This is a genomic window from Schleiferilactobacillus harbinensis DSM 16991 (assembly GCF_000425885.1).
GTDB classification, from domain to species: Bacteria; Bacillota; Bacilli; order Lactobacillales; family Lactobacillaceae; genus Schleiferilactobacillus; species Schleiferilactobacillus harbinensis.
The window spans coordinates 212,693-225,816 of the sequence record NZ_AUEH01000001.1; the positions used below are offsets into that span (position 1 = coordinate 212,693).

At 53.7% G+C, this 13,124-nt stretch carries 11 protein-coding genes; 10 read left to right on the forward strand and 1 reads right to left on the reverse strand.

Features of this window, described 5'->3' with window-relative positions; translation table 11 throughout:
* Positions 1–6: 6 nt before the first annotated feature.
* The 8 genes from H627_RS0101030 to cydC all read left to right on the forward strand — a co-directional run bounded on the left by H627_RS0101030 (position 7) and on the right by cydC (position 9,834).
* Positions 7–951, forward strand: a complete 945-nt coding sequence (locus H627_RS0101030) for a LysR family transcriptional regulator (RefSeq protein WP_027827417.1) — start codon at positions 7–9, stop codon at positions 949–951.
* Between the two features lie 54 nt (positions 952–1,005).
* Positions 1,006–1,941: a manganese-dependent inorganic pyrophosphatase gene (locus tag H627_RS0101035; protein WP_027827418.1), complete on the forward strand. Its 936-nt coding sequence runs from the start codon at positions 1,006–1,008 to the stop codon at positions 1,939–1,941.
* 8 nt (positions 1,942–1,949) lie between these two features.
* Positions 1,950–2,309 carry an ASCH domain-containing protein gene (locus H627_RS0101040; RefSeq protein WP_027827419.1) on the forward strand — a complete coding sequence of 120 codons (360 nt, stop codon included), beginning with the start codon at positions 1,950–1,952 and terminating at the stop codon, positions 2,307–2,309.
* Positions 2,310–2,559: 250 nt separating this feature from the next.
* Entirely contained in the window at positions 2,560–3,735 is a 1,176-nt protein-coding gene (locus H627_RS0101045) for an NAD(P)/FAD-dependent oxidoreductase (protein WP_027827420.1), read from the forward strand.
* Positions 3,736–3,834: 99 nt separating this feature from the next.
* Positions 3,835–5,274, forward strand: coding sequence for a cytochrome ubiquinol oxidase subunit I (locus tag H627_RS16415; RefSeq protein ID WP_035439608.1), 1,440 nt, complete (start codon positions 3,835–3,837; stop codon positions 5,272–5,274).
* A complete protein-coding gene (gene cydB, locus H627_RS0101055) occupies positions 5,271–6,293 on the forward strand; it encodes a cytochrome d ubiquinol oxidase subunit II (protein WP_027827421.1) in 1,023 nt (340 codons plus the stop codon). Before H627_RS16415 ends, cydB begins: the two co-directional genes overlap by 4 nt.
* A 24-nt stretch (positions 6,294–6,317) precedes the next feature.
* Positions 6,318–8,072 carry a thiol reductant ABC exporter subunit CydD gene (cydD, locus tag H627_RS0101060; RefSeq protein ID WP_027827422.1) on the forward strand — a complete coding sequence of 585 codons (1,755 nt, stop codon included), beginning with the start codon at positions 6,318–6,320 and terminating at the stop codon, positions 8,070–8,072.
* Positions 8,050–9,834 (forward strand): thiol reductant ABC exporter subunit CydC, encoded by a 1,785-nt coding sequence (gene cydC / locus H627_RS0101065; RefSeq protein WP_027827423.1) that lies wholly within the window; start codon positions 8,050–8,052, stop codon positions 9,832–9,834. Before cydD ends, cydC begins: the two co-directional genes overlap by 23 nt.
* Here the strand turns inward: cydC and H627_RS18955 are convergent.
* Positions 9,814–10,800 carry a polyprenyl synthetase family protein gene (locus H627_RS18955; protein ID WP_051225058.1) on the reverse strand — a complete coding sequence of 329 codons (987 nt, stop codon included), beginning with the start codon at positions 10,798–10,800 and terminating at the stop codon, positions 9,814–9,816. The genes cydC and H627_RS18955 overlap by 21 nt on opposite strands.
* Before the next feature lie 116 nt (positions 10,801–10,916).
* Between H627_RS18955 and H627_RS0101075 the strand changes: the two genes are divergently transcribed.
* Positions 10,917–11,837, forward strand: coding sequence for a 1,4-dihydroxy-2-naphthoate polyprenyltransferase (locus H627_RS0101075; RefSeq protein ID WP_027827424.1), 921 nt, complete (start codon positions 10,917–10,919; stop codon positions 11,835–11,837).
* A 131-nt stretch (positions 11,838–11,968) separates the two neighbouring features.
* Positions 11,969–13,084, forward strand: coding sequence for an LCP family protein (locus H627_RS0101080; protein WP_027827425.1), 1,116 nt, complete (start codon positions 11,969–11,971; stop codon positions 13,082–13,084).
* The last annotated feature ends 40 nt before the right edge of the window (positions 13,085–13,124 follow it).

A 13,124-nucleotide genomic window follows, 5' to 3' on the forward strand; every position in this document is an offset into this window, starting at 1 on the left:
GAATCCATGGCTACCGAATCCCATTTGACCCCGAAAGCCCTGCAATATTTCACCCAGCTGGCTCAAAATTTGAATTACACCCAAACTGCTCAGAATCTGGGTATCTCCCAACCTGCTTTAACCCAGCAGATCAAGAAACTGGAAAAGCAGATTGGTGCGGCCCTGTTTTATTCGGTGGGGAAGAAGCTGTACTTGTCTGAAGCAGGGAATGTCTTGCTGGCAGCCGCAAATCAGATCGACACGATTATCAATACGACGGCTGATCAGATCCAGCAGTTCAGTCAGCCCCAGCGCGGGCATATTGCTCTGGGCGTGCTGTCTTCCGCGGAAACCGCAGTCTTTGAGCGTTTTGTCGCCCATTATTTGAGCCGCCACGACGATGTTACTGTGGCGTTGCGGCTGTTCAACCGGCGCGAGCTGTGGGAAGGTCTGGAGAATAATGCGATCGATCTGGCGGTCATGTATCTGCCCGATGAAAATATTCGCAATTGGCATCTCTATGCGGCCCAATCGATTATTCAAGATGAGCTGCGCTTCATTTATCCCGCCAGCCAGAATTTGGGGGCGACGATTGCGATCAAAGATGTGCCCGCTAATCGCTGGGTCGGCTACCCTGATGGTTTCTATATCGCGGCCCGCTTGGCAGAAGTCTTTCGGGATGCACTCCGGGATGAACCGGACGTTGTGGCGACCATGGTCGTCCCGGAACAGATTGCACTGCTGGCCGCCCGCATCGGGTTATACAGCGCGCTGCCCAACAGTTTTTTAGCGGCCCATCCCGATTCGCGCTTAGCCGCGGCCAGTTTTATTCCCCGAGTTTCTTTGGATCTGTCTTTTGTTTATCGCAAGGAGAAGATTGCTATTCCCCGGGTGCATACCTTCATGGCGGAATGGCAGCAATTTTTGGCTGAGAAAAGCTACGCGGACCGGCTTGCTGCCGACCCGGAGTAGGCGCCGTCTGTGATATACTAAGGGCGTAAGTACGATAATGTTGGAGGTTGAATCATGGCAAAACAACTTGTTTTTGGGCATCAGAATCCAGATACCGACGCAATCGCTGCAGCAATTGCGTATGCCTATTTGGAAAAGCAAAAAGGTTATGACACGGAAGCGGTCGCCTTGGGCGAACCAAACAATGAAACGCAATACGCGTTGAATTACTTCCACCACGCTGCTCCCCGGGTCGTCAAAACGGTCGCTAACGAAGTCAGTGAAGTCATGCTGGTGGACCATAACGAACCGCAGCAGTCGGCACCGGATATTGCCAAGGTTACAGTGACGCACGTCATTGACCACCACCGGATTCATGACTTCAATACGGCCCAACCGCTGTATTACCATGCTGAACCAGTGGGCTGTGTCAGCACCATCATTTATGGCGAATATCAGATGGCCGAAGTGGCTATTCCCAAGGATATTGTCGGGCTGATGGCATCTGCCATTATTTCCGATACCTTGCTGTTGAAGTCCCCGACCACGACGGATAAGGACCGCGAAGCATTAGCTGCTTTGGCTAAAGAAGCGGGGATCGATCCGGATAAGTATGGTTTGACTATGCTCAAAGCCGGCACGAACATTGCCGACAAGCCAGCCGCAGATTTGGTGGACGAAGACGCCAAGAGCTTCACGATGAATGGTCAAAGTATTCGCATTGCCCAAGTCAACGTGGTTGATTTAGCGGACGTCCATGATCGGATCGCTGAGTTCAAAGACGCCATGGACCAAGAAGCCAAGGCCAAGGGCTACGATTTGTTCGTTGCGCTGGTGACGAATATTCTGGATTCCAATACAGAAGGTATCGTTGTGGGGACAGACACCGCCAAAGCAATTTTCGCCAAGGCCTTTAACACCACCCTGAGTAATGATACCGCCCAATTGCCGGGCGTCGTTTCCCGGAAGAAGCAGGTTGTGCCGCCGTTGACGGAGGCCTTCGGAAAGTAGGGTAAACCATGCAAGAGTGGCAGCTGCACCTGTACCAAGATCAATTCGATCTGTTGAAAGCCGGCACGAAGACAGTGGAGATTCGGCTGCGCAATTCGGATATTGATAAAGTCCAGCCGATGGATATCATCCACTTTGTGCCCGCGCCGGAAGACGGCAAGCACGAAGTGGCCGCTGTCGTCACGGACATCAATACGTTCGACACGTTCGAACAAGGCTTGCGCCATTTCCCGCCCACCGCTGTCGGTTCCCCCGCGGGAACCAGTGTCGCGGACATGGTCCAAGCAATGTATAAGATCTATACGCCAGAACAGGAAGCAATGAAGGGCGTTGTTTTCTTCACGGTGAATCGGATTATGTCGAACTAGATTGCCGGTAAATAGCCGGTTAGTTTGTTAAAGGCCTGGGTCGAGATTCGAGTTCTAGCACACCTAGGGCCAATGCGCAGCTTGCGGAGCATTGGCCCGGCGTACGAAGAGCGAATTTCGGTCCAGCGCCTTTTTATTTTGAAAACTAAGTCTGAAAATGAAGTTTTGCGGCCGCTTTCACTGCAAAAAATACAGTTGCGTGCTACCATTAAGAAGGGTAATTGAGTTATTGCTGAAAGGAGTTATGTTTATGGCCAATGTATTAATTTTAGGGGCTGGCTACGCAGGATTGCGGGCCGCCAAGCTCTTGGCTAAACATGCATCACAACTGACGATTACCATCGTCAACGATCATCCGTATCATTATGAGTCCACCCAACTGCACGAGGTGGCGGTGGGGAATAAAGAGCCTGCCGACATTACCTTTAGTCTGCGGGCATCATTGCCGGACAATGTCAATCTGGTTGTCGATACCGTGACGAAGATTGACCGCGACCAGCAACGGGTTGAATTAGCTCATCATGATCCGCTGCCTTATGATTATTTGATCAACAGTCTGGGCTTTGAATCCGAAACGTTTGGCATTCCGGGTGCTGAGGAAAATGCACTGCCGCTGATCGATATCGATACCGCGGTGGCTGCACGGAAGCATTTGGAAGAAACCTTAGCACATTTTAGTCAGAGTCAGGATCCCGATGATTTGCGGATCATTGTTTGCGGGGCCGGATTTACCAGTATCGAATACCTGGGTGAATTAGTACACCGGCTGCCGAAACTCATTGATCAGTATCATTTGCCAGCCGATCAAATTAAGATTGACTGTATTGAAGCAATGCCCAAGGTACTGCCCATGTTCTCCCAAGATCTAGCCGATTATGCGGTGCATTATTTGGAGAGTCATGGGGTCACATTCCACACCAGTACACCAATTACCCAAATTGATCCCGGTGTGGTCCACAGTAAAGACACCAGTTATACCGCCCATACAATCATTTGGACGACTGGGGTGCAGGGCAGTCACGTGATCGCGGATTCCGGTTACGCGCAGAAGCGCAATCGGGTCATGGTGCAAGATGACCTGACCGTTAAAGATCATCCCAATGAATACATTATTGGTGACGTCTCTGCGGTACCGGATCCGGCCAGCGGCCGCCTGTATCCTACGACGGCGCAAATTGCCATCGCCCAGGCGGATACTGCCGCCCACAACATTCGGGCCCAGGTCAGCGGCCGGACACCCAGCAAGTTTACGTTCCACAGTCTGGGGACGGTTTGTTCCTTAGGTCCGACCAGCGGGGTCGCGGAGATCAACATGCTGGGCCACTGGAAGTTCAAGGGCGTCATCGTCGGCCCGCTGAAGAAACTGGTCAATGATCGGTCGGTCTTAGAACTGGCTAATGTGCGGACCATGCTGGAAAGCAATTAATATTTTTTCTTCACCGCTGTCCGGTTGCCGCGGGAGCGGCCGGGCGGCTGCTATTATTGATGAGGGACACTGTGTCCCATCTACTAAGGGGGGATATTCATGATCGGTTTAGCGAGTGTGCTGGATTTGTCGCGGTTTCAATTTGCGATGACCACCATCTTCCACTTCTTTTACGTGCCGCTGTCTATTGGGACAGCCCTGGCCGTCGCCATCATGGAGACCATATATGTTCGAACAAAAAAGCCGCTGTATCAGCGGATGGCAAAATTCTGGGGTAAGATTTTCCTGTTGAGTTTTGCTGTTGGGGTTGTCACCGGGATCATTCAGGAATTCCAATTCGGGATGAACTGGTCCAACTATTCTCGGTTCATGGGCGATATCTTCGGGGCGCCGCTGGCGATTGAAGCCTTGCTGGCATTCTTCATGGAATCGACCTTTATCGGGGTCTGGATGTTCACGTGGGATCGGTTCAAGCCCGCGGTGCACGTCATCTTTATTTGGCTGACCTGGCTGGGTTCTACGCTGTCGGCGATTTGGATCTTGGCGGCCAATAGTTTCATGCAGCATCCGACTGGGTTTGAGATCAATACTCAGACCGGCCATGTGCGCTTGACGAACTTCATGGCTGTTGTCGGCAATCCGCAATTGTGGGTCGAATTTCCCCACGTCATCTTTGCGGCGGTGATGACCGGCGGTATGGTCGTACTGGGCATGAGTGCCTTTGGCCTGCTGCGCAAGAATCACCGGGAGTTCTTCACCAAGTCGGCAAAAGTCGGCGCGTGGCTGGCGTTAGTCGGTTCGCTGCTGACGATCGGTGCCGGCGATATGCAGACGCGGTACATCATCAACGATCAGCCGATGAAGTTTGCCGCGACGGAAGGCATTTACAAAGATACCGGCAGCCCGGCATCTTGGCAGGCTGTCGCATTGATTGATACCAAGAATAAAGAAACCAAAGCCAGTATCGACATTCCTTACTTATTGTCCATTCTGTCCTATCACTCTACTACGGGTTCAGTGAAAGGCATGAATACGATCAACAAGGAACTCCATGCCAAGTATGACAAGAAGTTTGGCAAGGATATGAATTACTATGTACCAGTAAAGACTTTGTTCTGGAGTTTCCGGTTCATGGCCTTGGCTGGCGTGCTGAGTGCGCTGCTCGCGTTCTGCGCCTTGATTTGGAGTCGCGTGAAGAAAGATACTTTGGGCGACAAGCGCTGGTTCCTGTGGATTCTAGGCATTTGTACGTATCTGCCATTTGTTGGGACTACCGGCGGCTGGCTGATTACTGAACTGGGCCGGTATCCGTGGGTCGTTTACGGTTTGCAGACGATCGCAGACGCGGTTAGTCCGACCGTTACCGCGGGTCAGCTTTGGTTTACGAACATCGTGTACTTGCTGCTGTTCTGTGTTCTGGGCGGCGTGATGGTCTTCTATTCTCGGCGGACCTTGCACCACGGACCGGAAGAACCGACGGCGCCTGAGCAAAAACCAGCATCTGCTCAGCAGCATGCAGGGGAGGCGTATCAAGCATGACAATTTTGCAATTATTATGGTATGGCGTCATTGCCCTGTTGTTCGCCATCTTCTTGTTCCTGGATGGTTTTGACTTCGGTGTCGGCATGGCGACCCGGCTGGTGGCCCAAACACCGGCTGAGCGGCAACTGTATATGCGGGCAATCGGTCCGCACTGGGACGGCAATGAAGTTTGGCTGATCACAGCCGGCGGGGCGATGTTTGCCTCGTTCCCGCTGTGGTATGCCAGCTTGTTTTCCGGCTACTACATCCTGCTGTTCTTGACGCTGGTCGCGTTGATTTTACGGGGTGTCTCGTTTGAATTTGCTGCTCATGCGGAAACACCGCGGGAGCTCAGCGTTTGGCAGTGGGCCAACTTTGGCGGCAGCCTGTGTGCGCCGTTCTTCTTGGGCATGATGCTCACGAGTTTGATTCAAGGCGTGCCGATGGATGCGCAAGGTAATGTGTGGGCCGGCTTTTGGCAGGTCTGCAACTGGCTGTCCATTGTTGGCGGGGTCGCTACGGTATACTTCTCCTTCCTGCACGGGCTGCATTTCTTGAGCCTGAAGCTGCCAGCGGCTGATGCCCGTAAGATGCTCCATGTCTCCAGTAAAGTCTATTGGATCGCCTATCCGGCCTTGATTGTCTTCGTGCTGTTGGCTATTTTCCAAACCGATTTCTACCGGGCACGGCCGATCTCCACTTGGATCATTACGGTCATTATCCTGCTGGCCACGATTTGCGGCCACTGGGCAGCCGCCCATGTGCGCGGCGGGTTGGCGTTCATTGGTACTGGTGTCACGCTGGCGGGGGTCATTGCGTTTATCTTCAATGGTCTCTTTCCCCGGGTACTCATCGCTACGGATCCGAAGTTCAGCCTGCTGATCAAAGATGCGTCGGCATCGCCCAAGACGTTGAACATCATGACCATTGTTCTGGTTTGCCTGCTGCCTGTCGTACTCGTCTACTTTATCTGGAGTTATTACATCCAGCGCAAGCGGATCAGTCTCGACGACGTTCAGGGCGACAACGGCTATTAACGCCACTGAAGGAGTTTTGTTAACGTGATCGACAAGAGCCTATTTCAATTCCCCCGGATTCGCCGGCAACTGATGGTTTTGAGCCTGCTGTCATTCATCCAGGCCGCCGCCATCGTTGCCCAGGCAATCGGGTTATCCCAGGCGCTTGTGGCCATTTGGCAATTACGAAAAATATCAGCATTGCTTATGCCGATGCTGGTATTTTTTAGTGCTTTCATCCTGCGCCAATTGATGGATGTGGCAAAAAACCAAGCGGCCACGCACTATGCGGATGAGAACATTACGCGGCTGCGGCCGTTGATCCAGCGGCAATATTTTCGGCTTGGCCCGGCCTATCTGCACCGTACCGGCACCGGATCGGCGGTGACCGTCGTGATCGACGGCTTGGACCAAGTGAAAACCTATATTCAAACGGTTTTGCCGAAAGTGACCGACATGATTTTTGTACCGCTGCTGACACTGATTTATGTGTTTTACGAAAACTGGGTAAGCGGCATTGTGCTGTTCATTATGCTGCCGCTGATCTTCTTCTTCATGGCCATTCTAGGCCTCGCTGCTCGAGCCAAGTCGAATCAGCAGTATGCGGACTTCACCCAGCTGAATAATTCCTTTGTGGATACGATTTTAGGCTTGCCGACGCTGAAAATGCTGGGTGTTTCCGATCAGTACGAAGATCAGATCTATTCGGTGAGCGAGCGGTTTCGCCAGAAGACGATGAGCGTGATCAAAGTCGCGTTGACGTCGACGTTTGCGCTGGATTTTTTTACCACCTTGGCAATCGCGATTATTGCGGTATTTCTGGGGTACCGGCTGATCGACGGATCGATCGTCTTGTATCCGGCTCTGGTCAGTTTGATCCTGGCGCCGGAGTTCTTTTTACCCATTCGCCAGTTTGGTGATGATTATCACGCGACGTTGAATGGTAAAAACGCACTGCAGCAGGTCAATGACCTGTTAGCGACGCCAGTACCCCCGGTGGCCCAGGCTATCGACTGGGCAGGGTGGGGCGCTGACAGTCAGCTGACGCTGACCAGTGTTGATTTTCATTATCCGGATGCCGCGGCGGATACTTTAGCCCTGCACGACATTCATTTACAGGCCGCTGGTATGGCCAATATTGCGATTATCGGCCGTTCTGGTTCCGGCAAATCGACGCTGATGAATTTATTGGCCGGGTTTAACCAGCCGCAGCAGGGTGCTCGGATCACGCTGGACGGACAGCCGCTGACCAGCTTTAACCAGCCGCAGTGGCAGGACAGTGTCAGTTATATTCCCCAGGATCCGTATATTTTTTCGGCGACGATCGCGGCCAATATCCGTTTCTATGTGCCGGACGCCAGTGATGCGGCAGTCCAGCAGGCCGCGCGGCAAGCGGGGTTGACTGATTGGCTAGCGGCTTTGCCGGCTGGCTTGGACACCATGATTGGTGAGGGCCAGCGGGGCATCAGCGGCGGTCAGGCCCAACGGATCGCAGTGGCGCGGGTCTTGCTGGATCACCATCGGCGGATCCTGCTGTTTGATGAACCGACGGCGCATTTGGACATTGAAACGGAATATGAATTGAAGCAGACCTTGCTGCCGCTGTTTCAGGATCATTTGGTTATTTTCGCCACCCACAGGCTGCACTGGCTCACGGCCATGGATCAGATCATCGTGTTGGAACACGGCCGGATCAGTGAGCAGGGCACCCTTGCCCAATTACGGGGGACCGGTGGGGCACTGGATCGATTAGTGGCAGAAATGGGGGGCAAACAAGATGCACACTTCGCAGAAAACTAAACCGCGCCTACGGAATTATCTCCGAGCGTGGCATAACGACCATTGGTTTTGGCCGTACCTGAAACAAAATAAATTGCGGTTGGCGTTGATTTTCTTCGTCGGAGTGCTGACGTTTATCTGTGCCGGAGCGCTGATGTTTACGTCTGGCTACCTGATCAGCAAGTCGGCTACCCATCCGTTCAATATTCTGGCAGTTTATGTGCCGGTGGTCCTGACCCGTGCGTTTGGGATCGGCCGGCCGGCATTCAAATATTTGGAACGGATCAACAGCCATAACTGGGTGCTGAATGTGGTGTCCAAGCTGCGGGTCCAGTTGTACCGGACTCTGGCCAAAGACGCAGCCTTTCTCCATGAACATCAGCAAACCGGCAAGATTTTCGGTTTGCTGGCCGATGATTTGGATCATCTGGAAAATTTCTATTTGCGCACAATTTTTCCAACAATTGTCGCGTATTTGGTGTGGCTGCTGGTGACGATCGTCATGGGCATTTTCACCTGGCTGGGCGCCATTGCAGTGGCATTGATCTTAGCGGTGGTTCTGATTGTCGTGCCGATGCTGTCCCTGCGTCAGGCGGCCAGCGGGTACGCGGTACAAAAGGCGCGTAAAGCGCATGAGTATACGACGGTCACCGAACACTACTTAGGTCTTGGCGACTGGGTGATTACTCATCGCCAAGACCGCTTCACGGCGGCGGGCAATGACGATGCCAGCGTGACGCAGCAGAGCGTTGCTGCCCAGGAACGGTTCCAGCGCTGGCGCAATTTTGCCATCCAGGTGATCTTCGGTCTCCTGGCGCTAGGCCTGATTCTGGGAACGCAGCGGCTGCTAGGCGGTTCCCAGCGGTTAGCGAATTATTCCGCCGCCGTTGTCCTATCGCTTTTTCCGCTGATCGATTGCTTTCTGCCGGTGGCCCAGGCGATGGCCGAGGTCCCGCTGTATTCTGATTCCTTAGCCCATTTGAACGAGTTGAGTGCCAGTGTGGCAGCGGCTGCTCCGGCACCGGTGGCCCAGGCTGACGCGCCAGCGGCGATTCAAGAAATCAAGTTTGACCATGTCACCTTTGCTTATGGGCCGGATCAGCCCAAGCTGTTGGATGATTTCAGTCTGACGGTTCACGGGAGGGAGAAAGTGGCTATTCTTGGACCCAGCGGTGAGGGCAAGACAACGATCCTGCAATTGCTGTTAGGGGATCTGACCCCGCAGAAGGGACAGATCACCGTCAACGGGATTCCAGTGGCCCAATTGCAGCAGGCTCGGCCGGCATTATTCGGCTACTTGAACCAAGCGCCATTTTTATTCAATACCACGATTCGGGCCAATATCCGCCTCGGCGCCTCTGATGCGGCTGATGACGCGATCTGGGCTGCCTTGCAGGCCGTGGGGTTGGCCGACGTGGTACGGAGCTTGCCGGCTGGCTTAGACACCGTGGTCACCGAGTCCGGCCAGCGTTTTTCCGGCGGCCAGCAGCAGCGTTTAGCCCTGGCGCGCATTCTGCTCAAAAAAACGCCTGTCCTCTTATTGGATGAACCCACGATTGGGTTGGATCCAATTACAGAACAGGCGCTCATGGCGATGATTATGCAAGCCAGTACCGATCGGACGCTGATTTGGGTGACCCACCATCTGCAGGGACTGGAACAGGCCAATCAGGCAATCTTTTTGACCGACGGCCACATCTCCATGGCTGGGCGGCCAGCAACGCTCTATCGTGATAATGCACGCTTCCGTGCACTGTACGCATTAGACGTCGGTCAGCTGTAAGGCTTGCTCCAAGTAGGCCGTCATTTGGGTCAGTGGGATCCGGGCCGGTGTATCCGGCCACTGGGCTAACGCTGCCTGGGCCTTAGTCAAGTAGACTTGACCGAGGCGGGCGGTGGCGGTGATAATATCAGGATGACGGCGGAGGAAGGCGATGATGTCGCTGACGGGCGCTGGCCCGACAAGCAGGGCCTGCAGCTGGGGATAGTCACGCATCCCGAGGCGCAGGGGCAGCGTATAGATCCCGGATTCTAAATCGCCCAGTTTCGGTTTGCCGGAGTTTTGCTGCAGGCGAAAATCGTTCAGGTCATCTAGAATTTGAAAGGTGATGCCCAGATTCTCGCCAAATGCGGTGCTGGTATCAGCAGTGTCGGGGGCACCTTGGGTCAGCCAGACGCCGGTCTTGGCTGCGAGCCCAAAGAGAGCCCCTGTTTTGCCTCGTACCGTGGCGATATACGTGTCAATGCCGGCCTGGGTATCATAGGCCTCAGCAGCCTGCTGCAGCTCGCCAGTGAGAATCTGCTGCATCACCCGGGCATGATAGTGGGTGAAGGCCAAGTCCGGAGCAATCTCGGTGACCAGCCGGAAATACCGCGCCAGCAATTCATCCCCTAAATAGATGGCCGCATGGTTCCCGTGCTTCATCTGCAAGGTTGGCCGGTGGCGGCGGATCGGTGCTTCATCCAGCACGTCATCATGCATCAGTGTGGCCAGATGCAGCATCTCAATCGCCGTCGCCCCAGTGGTGACTGTCGGCGGGAGAGTATCCGTCTCGGGGGCTGCTAACTGGGCAAAGAGAATGGTCAACGCCGCCCGCCACATTTTCCCCGTGGTCCGCAGGGCGGCGTTGTAGTCAGCGGCGTATTGCGGCACGGCTAATTGTTGGGCGGCTAGGGCTGCTTTAACCGTCGTCAGGGCCGGTGCAATCCCGGTGAAGTCCACCGGCTGCTTGGTTTGGTTGCTCTTCATGAATAATTTCCTCGGTTCCAATAATTGAGATACATTCACTATAGCATAGCGGACCATCGAGGGCGTGTCGAGATATCCGGCAGCGGCTGGCCAAAATTGAATAGGAGTTGATCACGATTACTTGGGACGCATTTTTCGAACTCGTTGAAATTAAAGCAAAGACGGCATCAATTTTTCCTTTCTTATTGGGCATCCTGTATTGTCTTTGGAACCTGCCGGCAGCACCTAAGGATTGGGGCAGCTGGCTGATTTTCATCATCGCGGCCTTCCTGTTTAATATGGCGGTGGACGCCAATGATAATTATCAGGATTACCGGCGCGCATTGAAAAACGGTGCTGAGAAGTTCCGCTTGGAAACTAACGTGATCGGCACCCGCCACCTATCCCTGAGCCAAGTCGGCTGGCTGACGGTGGTCCTGGTGGCCGGTGGTGCCATGCTCGGTCTGTGGCTGGTGGCGCGGACCGGCTGGCCGCTGCTTTGGCTGGGTATTTTCTGCTTCCTGGTCGGTATTCTTTATGCGGCTGGTCCTTGGCCGATTGCCGGTCTGCCGGTGGGGGAATTCTTCTCCGGGTTCACCATGGGGACGATGATCATGCTGATTACCGTCTATGTCGGCGTCGGCGCCAGCCAGACGCTGACTGCGCCGACCTTGACCGGTGTCTTGCTAGCCAGCAGCCCCTTGGCCTTTGCCATTGGGGCACTGCTCCTGGCCAACAATATTGCCGATTGGCAGGAAGATCTTACCCTGCATCGGCATACCATCGTCTCGTACCTCGGCCAACGCGGCGGTCTGATTTTCTGGTATCTCTTGTACCTGGGGGCGGCCGGCGGCTTGATGGCCTCTGCCGCCCTGCATGTGCTGCCGCTGCTTTCATTGCTGGCACTGATTTGTGTCCCCAAGGTCGTCAAAAATTGTCGGGCTTTCACGGCGCTGCCGGAGAAGAAACCCAGCTTCCACTTAGCCGTCCAGAATTTAGCAATTATATCTCTGTGTGTGACGGTAGCCACCGGTCTGGGCGTTCTTTTCCGGTTCTGATGTTGATTTCTAAGAAAATCTTTGCATTTCCGTTTCAATCACTGTTACCCACCGGTATTTTTACAAAGATATGGTAAGATAACCCTAACTGAGCGTTATTTCAAACTACGCAATGAAGGTGAATTAGAGTAATGGATCAACAAAACAACGACAACGACCAAAAACTGCCGCCACGCCGCAGTGATCATCAGGGGTCGAGTAAGCAGGGCAAAGTATGGAAGATTATTTTGCTTATCCTATTACTGCTTGTGACCGCTGGCGGTGCCTATGGGGTGCGAGTGGCGACGCAGGTGAAAGACTCCGCGGATAATACCTATGTACCCACTAAGAAGAAAACGCCCACGGTTGACTTAGCTGCTCAAAAGCCGTTTTCAATCCTCCTTTTAGGAGCGGATACTGGTACGGAGGGCCGCGACGGTTACCGCGGCAATTCGGACACGATGATTCTGGTCACCGTTGATCCGCAGCACAAGCAAACGACGATGTTTTCAATTCCTCGGGATACGGCGGCCCAGATCATCGGTGCCAAGTCGTATACATACCAGAAGATCAATTCCGCCTTCAATATTGGCGGGGCAACCATGGCGATGGACTCGGTTGAAAAACTGTTGAATGTGCCCATCAATTATTACGCTTTGATCGATATGGCCGGATTGAAGAAAATGGTGGATGCAGTGGGCGGCGTTGATGTGGATGTGCCGTTTTCCTTTGTCAGTACCGAAACAGGCAACCAGAAGTTCACGAAGGGCAAGATGCATTTGAACGGCGACATGGCGCTTGCCTACGCCCGCATGCGGAAGGAAGATGTTGAGGGTGACTTTGGCCGGCAGAAGCGGCAGCAGCAGGTGATTTCGGCCATTGCCGGCAACGTCATTTCCTTGAACAGTTTGACCCGCGTGCAAAGTATCCTGGATGCAGTCAGTGCGTCAGTACAAACGAATATCAAACTGAGTCAGCTGATCACGATGTACCAGAACTACCAAGGCGCGTTGAAGAATCTGAAGCAGGATGAGCTGAGCGGTATCGCGACGACCGTAAACGATAATGGTCAGGAAGTGGCCTATGTGGTCAACAAGACCAGTGAATTGCAGCGGGTCTCCGACAAGGCCCGGACGGCGCTGGGGTTGGAGAAGGAACCATTGAGCAATGAAGAAACGCGGCAAAACAGTCTGCAAACGCAATTTGATTGGAATTCTAAACTCGATCAGTTCTCGTATACGTTTTACCCGCAGAGCGGTAGTAATTAAATCGTGACAAAAATAAGAGCCCCAGCAAATCTGCCGAGGC